The 16,937-nt window shown below is 55.3% G+C and carries 12 protein-coding genes; 8 read left to right on the top strand and 4 right to left on the bottom strand.

Annotated elements, in window-relative coordinates; translation table 11 throughout:
• The first annotated feature begins 72 nt into the window (after positions 1-72).
• Positions 73-1,629 (top strand): sulfatase, encoded by a 1,557-nt coding sequence (locus SH287x_RS18205; RefSeq protein ID WP_479515808.1) that lies wholly within the window; start codon positions 73-75, stop codon positions 1,627-1,629.
• Positions 1,630-1,993: 364 nt separating this feature from the next.
• Here SH287x_RS18205 and SH287x_RS18200 read toward each other — a convergent pair whose 3' ends face one another.
• Positions 1,994-3,055: a ThiF family adenylyltransferase gene (locus SH287x_RS18200; RefSeq protein ID WP_479515807.1), complete on the bottom strand. Its 1,062-nt coding sequence runs from the start codon at positions 3,053-3,055 to the stop codon at positions 1,994-1,996.
• Between the two features lie 219 nt (positions 3,056-3,274).
• On the opposite strand from SH287x_RS18200, the gene SH287x_RS18195 reads away from it, so the two are divergent.
• Together SH287x_RS18195 and SH287x_RS18190 are read left to right on the top strand one after the other, a co-directional pair.
• On the top strand, positions 3,275-3,700 hold the full coding sequence (locus SH287x_RS18195) for a hypothetical protein (protein WP_479515806.1): 426 nt from the start codon (positions 3,275-3,277) through the stop codon (positions 3,698-3,700).
• A 172-nt stretch (positions 3,701-3,872) separates the two neighbouring features.
• Positions 3,873-4,508 (top strand): ParB N-terminal domain-containing protein, encoded by a 636-nt coding sequence (locus tag SH287x_RS18190; RefSeq protein WP_479515805.1) that lies wholly within the window; start codon positions 3,873-3,875, stop codon positions 4,506-4,508.
• 151 nt (positions 4,509-4,659) lie between these two features.
• Here SH287x_RS18190 and SH287x_RS18185 read toward each other — a convergent pair whose 3' ends face one another.
• A complete protein-coding gene (locus SH287x_RS18185; RefSeq protein WP_479515804.1) occupies positions 4,660-5,064 on the bottom strand; it encodes a RidA family protein in 405 nt (134 codons plus the stop codon).
• A 277-nt stretch (positions 5,065-5,341) separates the two neighbouring features.
• Here SH287x_RS18185 and SH287x_RS18180 point away from each other — a divergent pair, with 277 nt between their 5' ends.
• The 5 genes from SH287x_RS18180 to SH287x_RS18160 all read left to right on the top strand — a co-directional run bounded on the left by SH287x_RS18180 (position 5,342) and on the right by SH287x_RS18160 (position 11,666).
• The gene (locus SH287x_RS18180) at positions 5,342-6,508 is read left to right on the top strand and encodes a trans-sulfuration enzyme family protein (RefSeq protein WP_479515803.1); all 1,167 of its coding nucleotides are present in this window, start codon (positions 5,342-5,344) and stop codon (positions 6,506-6,508) included.
• Between the two features lie 816 nt (positions 6,509-7,324).
• Positions 7,325-7,732 carry a polyadenylate binding domain-containing protein gene (locus SH287x_RS18175; protein WP_479515802.1) on the top strand — a complete coding sequence of 136 codons (408 nt, stop codon included), beginning with the start codon at positions 7,325-7,327 and terminating at the stop codon, positions 7,730-7,732.
• 293 nt (positions 7,733-8,025) lie between these two features.
• Complete coding sequence (locus SH287x_RS18170; RefSeq protein ID WP_479515801.1) at positions 8,026-10,155, top strand: tetratricopeptide repeat protein; 2,130 nt, start codon at positions 8,026-8,028, stop codon at positions 10,153-10,155.
• 59 nt (positions 10,156-10,214) lie between these two features.
• Positions 10,215-10,955 carry a lysophospholipid acyltransferase family protein gene (locus tag SH287x_RS18165; protein WP_479515800.1) on the top strand — a complete coding sequence of 247 codons (741 nt, stop codon included), beginning with the start codon at positions 10,215-10,217 and terminating at the stop codon, positions 10,953-10,955.
• Positions 10,956-10,997: 42 nt separating this feature from the next.
• Positions 10,998-11,666 carry a DUF8091 domain-containing protein gene (locus SH287x_RS18160; protein WP_479515799.1) on the top strand — a complete coding sequence of 223 codons (669 nt, stop codon included), beginning with the start codon at positions 10,998-11,000 and terminating at the stop codon, positions 11,664-11,666.
• A gap of 281 nt (positions 11,667-11,947) precedes the next feature.
• Here SH287x_RS18160 and SH287x_RS18155 read toward each other — a convergent pair whose 3' ends face one another.
• On the bottom strand, positions 11,948-14,953 hold the full coding sequence (locus SH287x_RS18155; protein ID WP_479515798.1) for a peptidase MA family metallohydrolase: 3,006 nt from the start codon (positions 14,951-14,953) through the stop codon (positions 11,948-11,950).
• 411 nt (positions 14,954-15,364) lie between these two features.
• Complete coding sequence (locus tag SH287x_RS18150; protein WP_479515797.1) at positions 15,365-16,849, bottom strand: Do family serine endopeptidase; 1,485 nt, start codon at positions 16,847-16,849, stop codon at positions 15,365-15,367.
• Positions 16,850-16,937 lie beyond the last annotated feature (88 nt).

The following is a 16,937-nucleotide window of genomic DNA, read 5'->3' as shown; positions in this document are numbered from 1 at the left end:
CAGCACGAGAAAACTCGACAAGACTACGTTCGGTGCAAACTGAAGTTCATGACGCTTTGTCGAGGAACTGCCATGAGATTTTCGCTGACAATTTGTATTCTGGGCCTTTTCACAGGATGTGCCGACCTCCCGGCGCTGGTCGCTAATGACCAGGCGGCTTCTCAACCGCGAGAGAAGACGACCGCCAAACGCCCGCCCAATGTGCTGTTCATTGCCGTCGATGATTTGAATCACTGGGTCGGTCATCTCGGGCGGAATCCTCAGGCCAAGACTCCCAACCTTGATCGTCTCGCAAAAATGGGGCTCTCTTTTACCAATGCTCATTGTGCGGCTCCCGTCTGCAATCCTTCCCGAGCCGCTCTGCTGTCTGGCAAACGTCCAGGGACTTCAGGCATTTATGACAACGGCCAACCCTTCCGTTGGGCCATCCGCCCGGAAGACTCATTGGTGATGCAATTCCGGAACGCCGGCTACACCACGCTTGGAATGGGCAAGCTCTGGCATGGAGGCATGGGTTGGGAGGAACAATGGGTCGTGCCCGTTCCCGCGGAAACTTCCGTCAAAGCGAAGGTCGACGACCGCAGTATTGGTGGCATCAGGTTTGGTGTCATGGAGGGGAGTGATCGCGGTGTCAGCGATACATCCATCACCGATTTTGGCGTCAAGGAATTGGCCAAATCGCACGATAAGCCGTTCTTTCTGACGCTGGGTTATCACAAGCCGCACATGCCCTGGAATGTGCCTCAGAAATATTTTGATCTTCACCCCTTGGAAAGCATTCAGTTACCTCCCACCAAAGATGATGACCTGAGTGACATTCCGGCTGAAGGGATCAAGATGGCCAAGCCCCAGGGCGATCATGCCAAGGTGCTGGAGTCGGGCCGCTGGAAGGAAGCCATTCAGGCATATCTCGCGGCCATTTCCTACCTGGATGGCCAGCTTGGGCGCGTGCTGGATGCCTATGAGGCCTCCCCTGACCGAGACAACACCATCATCTGCCTCTGGGGTGATCATGGCTGGCATCTCGGAGAGAAACAGCATTGGCGCAAGTTTGCCCTGTGGGAAGAGTCCACACGGGCACCCCTGATCTGGGTTGTACCAGGCATGACCCAACCCGGCAGCCGTTGCAAACAACCGGTCGATTTCATGAGCATCTATCCCACGCTCTGCTCGTTGGCTCAACTCCCCCGGCCTGACTGGGTCGAAGGCCATGACATCTCGGCTCTCCTGGCTCATCCTGATCGCTCATGGGAGCAACCTGCACTGACGACATATGGGCGAAATAACCATGCAATCCGGACAGACCGCTGGCGATATATCCGCTATGCCGATGGGGGAGAAGAACTATACGACCACGCCAGCGATCCTTATGAATGGACAAACCTGGCCAATCGCCCCGAATCAGCAGAGGTGAAGTCTCAATTGGCACGTTTTTTCCCGAAAGCGAATGTCCCCGTGGCAACCGCTGCCGGCAAGACGGCTATCGGTACTGACGATCCTTCCGATCAAGGCAAAAGTCAGCGAACCGACAAGAGGAAAGGGAAGGGAAAAAAGAATGCCTGGGCAAACGCCACAACATCTCAACCCACTTCTCCGCCAGCCCCTTGCGGGGTTTGGGGCGGCGTATGAGGCCAGTCGTTCATCCACGAATGGGTCTTACGCCGCCAGATAGCAGTTGTTGATGAGGTTGACGGATTTGCTCCTCTCCCATTCCGATGGGAGAGGCTGGGTGAGGGCGAGTTCGTGCTTCAGAAAGCGGTCTTCCTGCATGCTCGTCGAGAGAGATCCAGTCACGTTTTTTGATGGGGAACGTCCACTGGAAAATCCCTCACCCGGCACTGCGTGCCACCCTCTCCCGCCTGCGCGGGCGAGGGGTAATTGCTCCTCCTATTTGGATGCTGGGGCATGCTGGCACGTCAAAACGGCTTACTCAGAGCGACAAGCGGGGCACGAGCAGTTTTTGAGAGAATGTCGCTCTGCAATGGGGGCTTATCTATCCGCCGAGGTATTGCGCATAGAGTGTCCGGGCGAGCGTTGCGTCTTCAGTCCCTTCGATATAAGCCCGGCTGTCGCGAAAAACGGTGAGTTCACAGGCATGGCCATGGGGACGAAAGCGGAGAAGATAAGGATTAGGCCGGACTTCACCCAATGATGAAAGCTGAGTCGCCAGACGCGTGAGGTCGAGTGCCTGAGCAATGGCGGGGCTAATCTGGACAGCATTACGACCGCAGAGAACCGTGGTCAGTGTCGTTTGCTGACCACTGAGCCAGAGACGCTCGCCGTGTTGACATGCCCGGCAATCAGCCGTTTTGCGAAGAGAGGTCAGATCCATCGAGCGGATTTGCCCTCCCCAGGCATCGATCAGCTTGAGCTGTGAACCGATGGCATCCCACTGCCCTAAAAGCATCTGAATAGCCAGCATGGCCTGCATGGAAGAGACCAGATGAACCGCTGGCCCTGCCACGCCCACAGCATCACAAGTGGCTGGCGTCGTTTGTGAGCCGCCCGATGAAGACGCCTCATCGTCGACCGGATTCACAAGACAACGGAGGCACGGGGTGTGGTAAGGGCGAATGGCCATCGCCTGGCCACTCATGCCCACGCACCCGCCGTGAACCCACGGGAGTTGTTTATCAAGAGCGGCATCATTGAGGAGCAGACGAAGTTCAAAATTGTCGGCTCCATCGACAACAAGGTCAACATTTTCCAGCAGTTCCAGAATGTTGTCCGGACGGATGTCCGCCACACGTGGTTCTAGCCTGATATCGCTATTGATCTGCTGGAGTCGGTTGGCAGCAGCAATCGCTTTCGGTGTTCGCTCGCGAGCATCTTGCTCGTCATAGAGGGACTGCCGCTGAAGGTTGGTGAGATCGACGAAATCGCGATCTATCAGCCGGAGCGTCCCCACGCCAGCCCGTGCCAGAAGCTCAGCTGCGGCGCTCCCCAGGGCACCCAACCCCAAGATCGCCACCACCGCTCCCGAAAGCCGTTCCTGCCCGGCAATTCCGATCTCTTCAAGAAGCATTTGGCGGTGGTAGCGGCTTTGGTCAGTCATCCCCCCATTGTGTCAGGTTGGTGCGCAAGCTCACAAGGGAAGCACAAAGCTTCGGCAAACCATATTCACATTATGATGTCGAAAACATTGGAGACATGAGTTCTCTTTGAGTATACTATACGCATGAATATTTCTCAATTGGCGCAACAAGAGGCGATAGGATGTAGGGGTCACTGATTGTTCAGATCTCTGTGCACATCTTGGTCGGGAGAGTTGGGTATGTCAGCAGTGAATCAAAAAGGTCAGAAAATCGAACTTCCCAGAGATGCAGCAACTTCTTTCTGGGACGAGATCCAGAAGAACTACGCCCAGGAGGATTCTTGTAGATGGAAGCTGTTGGCTATATTAGCGTTGCGCGAAAATTGCGACTGGACATTCGAGCAGATCGGCCATGCAACCGGGCTTTCGCGCGGGCACGTGACCCGCTGCTTGAAGCGTGTGAAAGGTGAGATGCAAAAACGGTTTGTGGCAGCCCAACAGATGCGAGATCGATTCTCTCTGAGTGATTGTGACATCAATTTGAGCGATCCAGAGAGAGAAGCCATCGCCAACGAAGAAACCAACCGTACCATCGCAGCCCCGATCGCACGCATGTCACAAAGCCTCCCGGCAACCAGAATGGCTGAAACAAGCCGTTTGAATTGAAGATCAGGTCTCGCCAAATCACGGGATAGGTCACTGTCCCCATGTGGCGTTTGAGTGGCGCTTAATCTGGCTCCATCACCTCAATGGTCAGTCGCTAACCATTGGCCCTTCAACAATTGACCATGGCAGCGTTCATGAATGGCTGTCTTCCCTTCGATGAAAGTTGTCAGTGATGGAACTCCGTCAGATTGCTTTGGCCGACTTGAAGCCGGCTCCTTACAACCCGCGCAAGGTTCTCCGACCGGGGGATCAGGGATTTGCTCGACTGGCTCGTTCGTTGGAAGAGTTCACGCTGGTTCAACCCGCGGTGTGGAACAGCCGGACAGGCCACGTTGTCAGCGGTCATCAGCGGATTGAAATTCTGCGGTCGCAAGGTTCCCGGGAAATTCCCTGCGTTGTGGTGGATCTCCCTCTGGAGCGGGAAAAGGCCTTAAATATCGCTCTCAACAACCGAGAAATCGGGAGTGATTGGGACGTTTCTCAGCTGACTGGGCTAATTTCCGAATTGAACGCTGTGCCGGATTTTGATGCCACACTGACCGGCTTTGATGAGCGGCAATTGCGGGAAATGTGCCTGGTGCCAGTGGCTTCGATTAACGAGTCAAAACCCGCTCCGCGTGGGGGCAAACGACGAAAGACGTCTCGTGATGCAACGCAGGCAGCGCCTGAGGCAGCGGAGTCACAGACGGATCATCGCCGGGTGATCGTGACTCTGGAAGTGGAAGCGGAGCAATGGGACGAGATCCGCCGAAAACTGGACGAACTGCTGGAGAAACAGCCGATTCCGATTCATGTCTGCTGGAATTAAACCCGTTTCCGGGTTAAGCGTGGCGGCGCATGGGCGTCATTTGCCCTGAAAAATTTGGGGGTTACGCCTCCAGAACGCGACTGTTAAGAGAGAAACCGCATCAAATACCCCGACAACACCCATTGTGCCTGTTTGATCTCTGGGGAAAGACTTATTTGCTGCCAGTGGTCACTGCTGCCGTCACGATCAGTTCGACGCGGTAGGCGGGATTCACCAGCGGTGCGTGAATACAGGCACGTGATGGGGCGTATTCTTCAGGGATCCAGGCATCCCACTGTCGGTTGAATTCGGCCAGATCTTCTGGAGAAGGTAAATAGATCACCACTTGCAACAGACTCTTCAAGTCGGTTCCCAGTCGGGACAGCATGGCTTCTACTTGCGAAAAGACCTGTCGAAACTGATCAGAGGCCTCTTGCTGCGGGTCGGCGGCGACTTCCACAAAATAGGCCGTCCCCTGATGAACAACAGCATCAGACCAGCGGCGAGTGACTCCGTGTCGAACGATCGGCGGAATCGCTGTCTCTTTCGGTACGGTTTCTTCCAATACGGTGTCCATGAATACGTTGTCTTTCAATACCGTGACCGCCGAAACCGTGTCCGTCGAAAAAAAATCATGGCGTCAGTCACACGCCAACAGCATGAGAGCCGATTCAACGAGGACTGATCCCAGGATTCAACGAGGACTGATCCCAGGATTCAACAGAACTTTATCTTCGAGTGGTTTGTCAAAGTCAAGAAATTGGGGTTGAATCACTGGCTGCGCCCCACAGCGGGATTCGACCCGAATTCATCACCATGACGATGCACAAGCCAGCATCCGAAGAGGATCTTTCATGACGGAACCAGCGACTGTGGCCACTCGTGGCGGACATGTGCCCGCCTTCTCAACTCCCCCCAGTGCCCCTGCGGTCTATATGACCACGGCCTTCGATCAGGCGGGCTTACCGGAATTTGATGACGTAGTGGCTGGTCGGGAACCAGGATATTTCTATACCCGGGTGACGAATCCCAACCATGAAGCGTTCATCTATGATGTGGCGACTCTTGAAGGTTTTGAACACGGCGTGGCCTGCGCCTCGGGCATGGGAGCCATCGCGGCGGCCGTTCTTTCCATTGTCAAAACGGGCGACCATATCCTCTGTGCGCGGGCCATTTATGGCAGTACGCATCAGTTTCTTTCGCAACTTCAGTCCAGTTTTCAGGTCAATGTGACATTTGTCGACACTTCCGATAAGGATGCTATCCGCAAGGCCATTCGTCCCAGCACAAGGCTGGCTCTGGTTGAATCCGTCTCGAACCCTCTGCTGGAAGTGTGCGATCTGTCCCAACTTCGGGAGATTCTGGGAAAGCAGATCACGTTGATTGTGGATAACACGTTTGCCACTCCTTTTGGCCTTCGTCCCAAACAATTCGGAGCCGACATCGTCTGGCACAGCGCCTCGAAGTATCTCAACGGCCATGGCGACGCCATGCTGGGCGTGATTGTGGGGCAAGAGGAAGCGATGCGCAAAGCCCGGACATCCATGCTGCTCTATGGCCTGAATGCCAACCCCATGGAATGCTGGCTGGTCTCTCGCGGGTTGCGAACGCTCCCCCTGCGCATGGCCCGAGTGACGGAAACAGCCGGGCAACTGGCCGAATGGCTGTCCGCTCATCCGCGGATTCAGCGAGTCTTTTATCCGGGATTGAAGTCGCACCCCACGCATGAGTTGGCCAGAACTCTCCTGAATGATCGTTTCGGAGGAATGATCTCTGTCGAGGTGGCAGGCGGGGCAGAAGCCATTGACCAGATCTTCAAAAAACTGGCCCCGACAATCCCCTTCTCTCCCACGCTGGCCGACGCCCGCACCACCGTGTCCTACCCCGCCGGGACTTCACACAAATTTATGGGTGAGAAAGACCGAGCCGCCTGTGGCGTGACAGAGGGCATCTTCCGGATTTCCATCGGCCTGGAAGACTTCCAGGATCTGAAATCCGAGTTCCAGCAAGCACTGGAATAAAAGCCCTTGCCATAAACTGGCCCATTTCGATGGACAGACCCTGCGGAGGCACAATGTACGCCGGCTTCGTGCCATGCTTGCGGCTCTGATCTGTCTTTTATACACAAGTTTTCTTGAGCATTTGTTGGCAGGCTTGCCAAGCGAGGGTAGCCCAGGTTGCTTTGCAACCTGGGCCGGCAAAGCCGGTGAGAGGTCGCAGTTTGAGTCAACCTGGCGAGGCCGTACTCGGTCAAACAAGAAACGTTCTGCCTCGCGCTAGCCTGGATGATTCATACTTCTCCGGAATTTCGACATAACCCCTTTGTTTCATTAACGCCTTCTGGAGACAACCTCCTACGGCTCTGCCGCCCAGGTTGCAAAGCAACCTGGGCCACCCATGTCAATTTCGTGGTGCGGTTCAGGTGGCGAAAAAGTTGTGTGTAATAGACAGCGGCTTTGAGCAAGCATGGCACGAAGCTCCCCGTGATGCCCTGTGTGATGTTGAGTTGATGAGGAGAAGAGTGCGGGGGATTTCTGGCAGAATCTGCTGGAAAACACTCCCGCTTCTTCCGGGATTGCAGCGAAGTTGCCTCACGGAACTGGTCGATACATTCCATATTGACGGCAAAGTTTTTCACGCGCCGTGACTGGGGCTTTTACGCGCACTGTGTTGGAACCAGCCTGTTGTTGGCGATTCTCTCTCTCAGGATCAGCGTTGACCACGTCTGGCAGTCAGTCATGTTCCCCATGAACGAGACATCCTTGAAGGTCAGTCACCCCTCTCTGAAACGAGGACTGGGATTGCTCGTGGCATGCGTTCTGGGAACTTCCGGTTGCATGATGCCAGATTCGCATCAGCCCGCTGGATTTAGCAGCACTTATTTCAAAGCGTTGCAGCACCAGATGCATCCCGCACAGGCATTACCAGTGACTCAAGACCAGTATGTTCCCGGGACTCCTCCGCCCGGCATGCATCTCCCCCAGACTTCCGTGCCCCCCAATCCATCGCAGGCATATGAGCAGGAAGCAAGAGGCCCAGGGTCACTGGTCGACCCATCCATGGCAGAGCCTCTGCATTACGGAGTCACCCCCAAGCCCGGTTATTTCTTTGGGTTCACATGGCCCGATTTTTCTCCGCCAGAACCACCTGCTGGCATCTCTGAAGCCGAAAGCCGCAGGTCTTCCCTGCTGCAATTCACGCAGCCCTCGCAGAAAGCGGCGACTTCCAAATCAGGAAGAAAATAAGTTTTTCTGCCCAAAAATCTCGCGCGCCTCCCCGTAATTTCCGTGCTGATTCCTGAAAACTTTTGCCCAGTTTGTTGTCATTGCGAATCTTCTTCAGACTTCCTCTCGACACGATCTCGTGAAGCGCTTACGTTTCCCATAAGTCTTGTGAATCGGCAAGGAGTGCCGTCTTCGCAAGAACATGAATTTTAATCTCGTCGAGAAAGAGGACTTTCCCAAAGCCATTCGGCAATGGAAGAGTCTCCTTCGGACTCAAGGATGGGTTCCGAAACCACGCACCAAGGATGGTGGGTATGCGACAACTTGTCACAAGCATCTGCCTGGCGATCACTCTCGCTCTGGTTGGGTGCGCCTCCACAAAGAGCAATCTGTTCGGCGCAAAGTCAAAAAGCACTGACCCGAGCAATTCCAGTGTGGCGAAGAAGGATGACAAGTCAGCTCCTCCTGCCAAATCGGCCAAGCAGACCGAACTCGAAGAACTTCTGGCCGCTCGCAAAGACGCCCCTGTCGCTTTTCGAGGTTCATCGGGATCGACTCCCGCCAATAAATCGGCATCGGCCACAGCCAACCCCGTTCAGCCATTTGGCGACAATTCCAAGCTGGCCAGCACCCGTTCGATTCGCGATCTCATGCGGGATGGTGCCCGATATGAATCGCAACAGAAGTGGGATCTGGCCGTTGATGCCTATCAGAGCGTACTGATCACCGAAACACAGCACTCAGATGCCCATCATCGACTGGCAGTCATCGCTGACCGCCGTGAAAATTATGACCTGGCTGACAAGCATTACCGAGTCGCACTTCAGCGGAAACCGACTGATCCCAGCCTGCTGAGTGATGTCGGTTATTCGCACTTCCTGCGCGGTAACTATGACCGGGCGGAAGGATATCTGAAACAGGCGGTCGAAGCAGATCCCAAGCATCGGGTGGCTCACCTGAATCTGGGATTAGTTTATGGCAAGCAAAACCGCTACGCCGAGTCGCTGGCCACTTTTCAGGTGGTGGCCTCTGAAGAAGAAGTTCAGCGCAATATGGCCATGCTCTTTCCCAATGGCCCACCAGGCGTGAATTCCAACACACAATTGGCTGATCGCGGTTCATCCTCACGAAACCCGGCCACGCCTGCGGCAAACGCCCCTCGTGCCAATTCTGAAAACAACAGCCTTCCCGAATGGGCCGCAGCTTCCCCCAATTCTGCTCCCACAGCTTCCTCAGCCACAACGCGAGAGACATCGTCAACCCCGGACTCTTGGACGGTCTCATCGCCGGGCACATCGGCAACACCCGCTTCTCAGGTTCCGCCAACCGGACTGGCCAGTGCTCAGCCTCGCAATGACTGGCCTTCCAATCCTGCTTCAGCCGCTTCAGGGAATAGTAACTTCTGGCAAGGCCATGGAAACACGCCTTCACCTCACCAGACAACAGCTCAGGCCAGCAACACACAGCCCTTTCCCACTCGTGGCATGGACTCACCCCTTCCCTCTCGTGGCATGGACTCACAGCGCGAGATGAACACCAACTCACCGATAGCGCCCGTTGGTCATCAAACGATGACCAACGCTGGTGCAGCCTCGCAACCTTCGATGGCAGCTCGTGCTCTGGGAACTCCTGTGAGTCCCGATTCCGCCACATTAGCAGCAGAACTCGCCATGAATTCCGGGTGGGGCAACCTGTTCCCTGCGAATCTTGCGGCTGGGACTTCACCCGCCGCGTCAACTCCCAACACCGCCTGGAATTCAGCATCTCCTGCTCCAGCAACACAGTTCCCGGTCATGACGCAGCAAACGACCTGGCCAGCAGCACCGGGCGAATATCGTGACCCTGGCCCTGGGGGATGGCCAGCCGGCGCACCAACTTCCAGTGTGCCACCGACCAATCTGGCAAGCCGTCCAGATGGCGGGAATGGTACCGCAGCGGGCGTCTGGCCTTCAGCAAACAATCAAGCCAACGACAATCGCAACATGGCACCCAATGGCGGTTCATTGCCTCTAATCAACGCTGGCCCTTCCAGTCAGCAAGTGTTCCGTCAGGACACAACGCAGGCCCAACCGGAAAAGGCGCCTCTCTTCCCGTCGCCCCAATGGGCATCAACTCATGACACCGCGTGGAAAACGTCTACTGAACAAGCACCGGCCAACCCGAATGATCGGCCAGCCTCAACAATCCAGCCCGCTCATTATCAGTCACCCTCTTCCAGCAATGGCCTGACCCGTCCCAACACTGGAGGCATGCCAGCAGCCGGAAACAATGCAGCACCTAACGGGCCAGCACCCTGGCCTTATGCAACAGGAGCACAGTCTTCTGGCAGTCAGGGATCTGGTGGAAACGTCCGACCGACCGCCTCCGTCTCATGGGAAGATTCGGGAAATTCCACGAGAAACTCTCCCGCAGGATCGCCTCCACCCTGGCCACACGGAAACTGATTAAAAACTGATTTGATCCGCATCCCCAATCAAGCCAAAGCTGACATCGCTGATTGAATATGAAAGTTCGGAATCCATTGCTGATCCGTCTGGCTGCGTGGCTCGCAGTCCGCACCATGCAGGGCCTCATGGCAACCTGCCGAGTGGAGTATCGTTCTTCAAATCCCGCGACCCGTCTCGATTGTGACTTCGGCCCGGATGTCCCCGAACGATACGTGGTGCCGGTCTGGCATGACCTGCTCCTCTTCCCCACGTTTACCGCAAAGCGTTCTGATCTTTGCTGTGGTTTGGTAAGCCGCCATGAGGGGGCCTCGTTTCTCTCAGCGGCGATCGAAATTCTCGGTGGTCATACCATTCGGGGATCCAGCCGTAAAGGCGGTGCCACGGCCGTTAAACAAATGATGGAACAGTCGGCAGGCTACCATATTCTCATCACTCCCGATGGCCCGATGGGCCCGCGTCGCGAAATGAAGCAGGGTGTGGTTTACCTGGCGTCTTCATTAGGCCGCCGCGTGGTGCCAACGGCCTATTATTGCTCAAATACCTGGCGAATTCGCGGTTCATGGACAGATCTGGTGATCCCCAAACCGTTCTCGAAAATCGTGGTCGTTTCTGGCGAAGCCATGGACATCCCCGCCGAATTAAGCCGGGAAGACCTAGCTCAATGGACAGCTGATTTACAGGCCGCCATGAACGAACTTCATACCGAACTTGAAGAGTCTGCGGGACAGCGCCCTCAGTTCGCGGAAAATAAAAACACGATTCCAGAACAGACAGAGGCCACCCGAAGCGCCGCTTAAATTCTGCTGCGTCACTCGGCTGTTGAAATTGGTGATGATGTCATGCGCCGCGAATCGACTCTTCATCAACAACTCAAAGAAATCTATGCCAAGTCTGCCGAGCGACGTGAAGTCAAGGTGGAGGGATATAGGATCGATGCCATTTCTCGCGGAACTCTCATCGAGATTCAGCAGTCGGGTCTCTCAGCCATTCGAGACAAGATCCGCGATCTGGTCGATTCCCATCGCGTACTGGTCGTGAAGCCCATCGTTGCCAGCAAACTGTTGCGTACTCGTGAGACACCCACGGGAGATTATGCGTCACCACGAAAGAGTCCTTCTCAAGGAACCTGGATCGATGCGTTCGATGAATTGATGCATCTCTTTCGCGTCTTTCCTCATCCCCGGCTGAAGATCGAATTGCTGCTGGTGGATATTGAAGAAGACCGCACACGCAAAGCGAAGCATCGATTTCGCCGGGCAGATTACACCGTCGATGACCGCCGCCTGGTGGCAATCCGGGAACGTGTTCTGCTGAAAACAGCGGCTGATCTGAAAAAGCTGGTGCCACCCTTTCCGGACTCTCCTTTCACGACGGCAGATCTGGCAGCGGCCTGGGGTGTGCCACGCTGGACGGCTCAGAAAATCGCCTGGTGTTTCCGCACCGTGGGAACCTGGCAACCGGTCGGGTTTTCTCAACGAAGCGTGCTCTATCTCCCCAAAGCCGCCTGAAACCGGTCAGCATCACTCCTCTCTCTTTTATTCCGTGATCCAAAAAACGGGATCCACTTCACAACACGAGCCGGAAGTGCTACGAGCCGGAAGCGTCAGCGACGGACATGTCTTACAGCGACGGACACGGCTTATAAATCACTCCGCCGCCACAAGTTCTTCTTCAACACCCCTCCGTACCCAAAAAAAATCGCTAATGCGAGTGCTCGTCGCTGACGCTTCCGGCTCGTTGGTATGGGACGCGTTGCCACGAGAACGATCTCTCGCCATCGCCCAGCACATTACGGCTTGGCAATCTTCAGCGCTCTGGCATTCTTCTCGTCAATTTTCAGAGCTTCACTGGCTTTGGTTTTTGCCTCTTCCATTTTTCCCTGAGAAACCAGAAGCTCTCCCCAACCGGCCCAGGCATTGGCTAGCCCGGGATCCAGTTCACACGCGATCTGAAACTCTTTAAGAGCCTCTGCTGGCTGTGACCTGGTCACTCCTTCCGCCAGCAGCCAATGGGCCTTGGCATCGAGAACGTCTATCTCCAGCACCATAGCCGCATACTTGGCAATGTTTGGCAAATCATGATCTTCAAAGGCCAGTTCGCTACGTTGCAAGCGGTATTCAGGCTCGTCAGATTTAATGGACGACAGCCTTTCCAGCACGCTCTTCAACCGATCACGCTGCTCTAAATGGGGCAGAATCTTTGCGAGCGCCAGTGTTCCCAGCAGATCGTCGGGAAACGACTTCTCGGCCAGCATGGCTTGCTTCATCGCTTCCTCCCAGCGTTTCTCCACGATCAATAGTGGTAGCAAATCGCCCAGCAGAGAACGATTGGGGTGTGCTTCATCAGCAGCGGCCAACAGTCGATTAATGGCTTTGTCAGGTTCATCAGCCCGGAGATCCAATTGAGCCAGGGCCATGGCTGCCGGAGCGCAATGGGGATCAATCTCGAGAGCTTTTTTCGCGAGCTTACGAGCTTCGTCTCTCTTCCGTAGAGTCACATTCAACTGAGCACTACGGCCCATCCAGAGCGGGCTGTCAGGATGTTCTTCAAGCCCGCGCTCAATCTGTGCTGGCGTCAACTCGGGTTCAGTTCCTGTACTCTTCGCCAGTTGGGCCACTCGCTCATCCAGAAACGTCAGATAGCCTGTTTCAAACTCTTTCACAGGAGTCTTGAACAGCTTTTCCAGTGCGACTTCAGTAGTCATTCCATCGCGATAGGCTCCCAATAACTTCTGAAGTGCCTCATCACCAAATCGTTGAACAAGGTACTCGGCATACAGGTCGCTCTGGCAATAAGTGAAGTTCCAGTCATCACCATTCCTGGCACGGATAAAGCCCAGGTTCAAATTGGAAAGATCTCGCAGTTCCCGGCGGGGAACCCGCTCTCGCAGCATGTCGTTCCATTCGATGGGCCGGGTGCCTCCTTCATGACGAACGGCCAGCGCTTCAGTAAACCAGTGAGGGATATTGAAGCCCGTCTGTTGCAAGGTCAGGACATGGACGTATTCATGCCGGATGACGCGAGCCCAGTTATAAGGTTCAGCCAGGCCATTGGGCGATGCCATGGCAATCATCATCCCGGTGGACGCGCCGATCGTCTGCACCCAGGGCAGACCAATCATGCGGGCACTGAACCATTCATGAGCCGACTGCCCGCTCCCTTTGCTATAGATTTCAATCGTTGTGCGGTGGGGTGGCTCGAAACCAAACAGCTTCACTAACTGAGGGTGAACGTCGTCTTCGAGATATTTTGATAGCCGCTGTGCCAGAAGTTCATCCTGCTTCGTGTCATAGCGGATCACAAAATGGTCAGTGGAAAGAGTGTGATAGCCATCCAGGAGCTTGATGACTTTGCGCATATTGCTGACCCGCAGATGATAAGGGTCCGCTTTGAAGGCATCGTCGAGCAACTTGCGGGCTTCATCAACCCGGCTCATCTGCAAGGTGAGCATCCCCAGATTATTTCGGGCCTGGGAAAGCTGAGGCATGACCGCCAGCGCCGCCCGATAGAATCGCTCTGCCCACTCATATTTGCGGTGCATTTCGAGAGCTTCAGCCGTCGTGACCAGAACCACGCCGCAAGTGCTGTTCTGCCGGGCCGCTTCGATCAAAGTGGCCTCATAACTGGCCGGCGTCGTGGCAGACGGATCCAGCTTTTCAATCTGATCCATGTGTTCCAGAATGGCGATTAGCCGGTCTTTCGAGTGGATGCCGTCCCTCTGGATCTGAGCGGCCACGATCAGACCCAGAATTTCCGGTTGGATGGGACAAATCTTGCGCGCCTGCTCCAGATGATTCAGGGCCTCATGCGGTTGGTTAGAAAAGATGAGCGCCCGGGCAATCAACGCATGAGCCAGTGGTTCTTCGGGAGCAATCGCCAAAGCCTCGTTAGCCAGCTTGGTCGCATCATCCCAATCATAATCCTGAGCGGCGGCTTCCGCCCGACCAAGGATCACTGCCACAGCCCGTGGATTGATCGCCATGGCTTTATTGAACTCGGCCAGAGCCTGGGGTTTGTTGTACTTTTCCAACAACAGGCGCCCCCCCAACTCATGAGCCTGCCAGCAAAGCGGGTCGGCTTTAATCGCATCGTTGCACAAGGTGTTCAGCACAAAATCAAAGATCTGCGTCCCGGTGTGCCAACGCGCATATTCCAGCGACCCTTCAGCAGCGAGCATCAGTTCTTCCGCACCTTCCGGCTGCACGCGATTGTAGTACCTCACGAAAAACCGCCAGGCATCGTCAGCCTGTTTCAATCGCCCCGTCGAACGGTAAACCTCGGCAAGTGTTCGCCGCGCCCAAAGTTCATCCGGAAGTATTTTGATCGCCGCCTGAGCCTTTGACTCGGCCACATCCAGCCTTCCCACTAGAAACGCCGACCATGCCAGCTGCCCCAGCACATGAGCATCATCGGGAGACTGCCTGGAATGCCGATCCAATCGCTCAAACGCGCTATGACGCTGGCCCGTCTCGATCTCAATACGAGCCAAAGCCATCTCGGCGCGACTGACATCATTGGCAGGGCCTTCAGAGGCCGAACTGTCGGGCTTTTCATCGCTCTCTTTTACCGGTGCGACGTCTTTTTGAGCCGCATCACGCAAGGCGGTATAAGCCTCACGCGCTTCGTCATAGCGTCCCTTTTGAAGGTGCTCGCGCGCGATGCTCCATGAAGGCTCAGCTTGAGGGTCCTCCGCCAAAACGGCATTCACCATAAGCAGCAAGTAGAACGGCCACAATGCGGCAAAGTAGCCGAAAGTCAGTGTTCGTGCCCATGACAACAAATGGTGAACGATCATCGATCAGGCTGCCTGAAGGAGTTGAACAATATGGGATGCCGGCATCCCATGTCCGTTTCCGGGAAACAGGGACGAGTCGGCGTCAGGCCTCAACTTCGGTCATCACTTCAGTGTGTCCCAACCGAAGAGATAACGCCAGCGGTACAACCCTTCAATCAATACAGAAGAGGGCATGAAGTTCCGACGGAATACACCAATGAAGCAGAGGCAGAGTCTATTTGGAATGCTGGTGCATTGGCATGCACCTTACGAATTTGCACTGATCCACGAAGAGAGTTAGCGAGGCTTGATCAATAATAAAAAGAGGCAGGTCACTGTTGTGAGCCTGCCTCTTTTCGCCGCCAGGGGGTGGCGGGCTGGTGAAGGTTTTTTCAACCCGAAGGAGACTTCAGGCAGAGGAGTGACACGGCATTATTCGGCATTCTTCAGAATGACGAACCGCTTGCCGTCGGCGTTGCGGAGATTCACCACGACCCCTTCCTTCAGGTCATTGGTCTTGAGGGCTTCCTGCACGTCTTCGGGATTGCTGATGGTTTTGCCACCGATTTTTTCGATGACATCACCCACCTTGATTCCCGCAGCCTGCACGACCGAGTCTTCTTCAACCTGAGTCACCACCACGCCTTCACCTTCAACGCCAAGCTGTTTGGCAATCCGAGGAGTCAGGCGATCAACCGTAAGACCCAGGTCTTCGAGCACATGCCCCTTGGGAGATTCAGTCTGTGGAAGCCGCTTGGCAGAGAAGTCGCCAGGCATTTCTTCTGCCGTCACGTTCAGTTGCAGATCTTTCCCCTGACGCTTACCGACAATCGCGTAGCTCTTGCCGATATCCAGTCGTTCAACAGCCGATTGCAGCGAACGGGGATCGTTGACAGACACACCATTGATCGAAAGCACCACATCACCGGGTTCAAGACCCGCTTTGGCAGCAGGTGAGTTGGGCATCACTTGTTGAACGACAACTCCTTCTCCAGCCTTGGCACCGAACTTGGTGGCGATGTCGGCACCGACCGTTCGGATCGATGTCCCGAGATAGGCTCGCTTCACCTGACCATTGGCCACAAGCTGCTTGCCAACCCACTGAGCCATGTTCACAGGAATGGCAAAGCTCACACCATCATACCCGCCACTGCGTGACGAGATCGCTGTGTTGATACCGATGACTTCCCCTCGCAGGTTGATCAGCGGGCCACCACTGTTACCAGGATTCACTGCCGCATCGGTCTGAATGAAGTCTTCACGCTCGGTGATGCCCATGCCCCGGCCTTTGCCACTGACAATCCCGGCTGTCACGCTGGTGTCCAGACCGAATGGACTGCCAATCGCCATGACCCAGTCACCTGGCTGAGCCGTATCGCTGTCACCTAAAGGCAGCGCCACCAGATCGTTGGCACCTTCAATACGCAGAATGGCAACGTCAGTGCGAGGATCAGTCTTGATGTCCTTGGCGACAAATTCACGACCATCCTGCAAAGTGACAATGACTTCATCGGCTCCATCGACCACATGGTTATTGGTCATGACGATACCGCTGGCATCGATCACGAAACCGCTTCCCATCCCGCGCTGCTGAGGAATCTTCTGCTGACGCGGAGATTTCATCATGTCGCGGAATCGCGGGTCATTGCGGAAGAAATCAGGAAGCTGCATCTCTCCATCGTTGATGGGGCCACCCGTTTCCATCACCCGACTCTTGCTGAGCGTACGGATCGATACGATCGCAGGAAGGCTTTGCGTAGCAACTTCACGGAAGGCCATCGAAAACTCGCCCGGCGTCAACACACGTGGCACCGCCACCGCCTGGCCATATTCGGCATACTGCATCGCTGCCACAGCAACAATAGCTCCAGCCGACAAAGTCGCCAGACTATGGCCAAATCGAGACATAAGATTCATCGATAACTCCTCAATTTTAATCACGGCCTGAACGGCTGAGTGTGAATGGAAAACAGAAAAAAACACGTGGCTCACCAGGGATTCCAGG

This window comes from Planctopirus sp. SH287 (genome assembly GCF_056500625.1).
Note: the sequence above shows the minus strand (reverse complement) of the source record. Positions and strands in the feature narration are given on the sequence as shown.

What these genes read in the sequence shown, in the direction of transcription:
- SH287x_RS18185 (WP_479515804.1), bottom strand. Translation starts at nt 5,064, where the DNA reads ATGGACACCGTATTGGAAGAAACCGTACCGAAAGAGACAGCGATTCCG.
- SH287x_RS18195 (WP_479515806.1), top strand. Translation starts at nt 3,275, where the DNA reads ATGTCAGCAGTGAATCAAAAAGGTCAGAAAATCGAACTTCCCAGAGAT.
- SH287x_RS18170 (WP_479515801.1), top strand. Translation starts at nt 8,026, where the DNA reads ATGCGACAACTTGTCACAAGCATCTGCCTGGCGATCACTCTCGCTCTG.
- SH287x_RS18200 (WP_479515807.1), bottom strand. Translation starts at nt 3,055, where the DNA reads ATGACTGACCAAAGCCGCTACCACCGCCAAATGCTTCTTGAAGAGATC.
- SH287x_RS18155 (WP_479515798.1), bottom strand. Translation starts at nt 14,953, where the DNA reads ATGATCGTTCACCATTTGTTGTCATGGGCACGAACACTGACTTTCGGC.
- SH287x_RS18175 (WP_479515802.1), top strand. Translation starts at nt 7,325, where the DNA reads ATGATGCCAGATTCGCATCAGCCCGCTGGATTTAGCAGCACTTATTTC.
- SH287x_RS18180 (WP_479515803.1), top strand. Translation starts at nt 5,342, where the DNA reads ATGACGGAACCAGCGACTGTGGCCACTCGTGGCGGACATGTGCCCGCC.
- SH287x_RS18190 (WP_479515805.1), top strand. Translation starts at nt 3,873, where the DNA reads ATGGAACTCCGTCAGATTGCTTTGGCCGACTTGAAGCCGGCTCCTTAC.
- SH287x_RS18165 (WP_479515800.1), top strand. Translation starts at nt 10,215, where the DNA reads ATGAAAGTTCGGAATCCATTGCTGATCCGTCTGGCTGCGTGGCTCGCA.
- SH287x_RS18150 (WP_479515797.1), bottom strand. Translation starts at nt 16,849, where the DNA reads ATGAATCTTATGTCTCGATTTGGCCATAGTCTGGCGACTTTGTCGGCT.
- SH287x_RS18205 (WP_479515808.1), top strand. Translation starts at nt 73, where the DNA reads ATGAGATTTTCGCTGACAATTTGTATTCTGGGCCTTTTCACAGGATGT.
- SH287x_RS18160 (WP_479515799.1), top strand. Translation starts at nt 10,998, where the DNA reads ATGCGCCGCGAATCGACTCTTCATCAACAACTCAAAGAAATCTATGCC.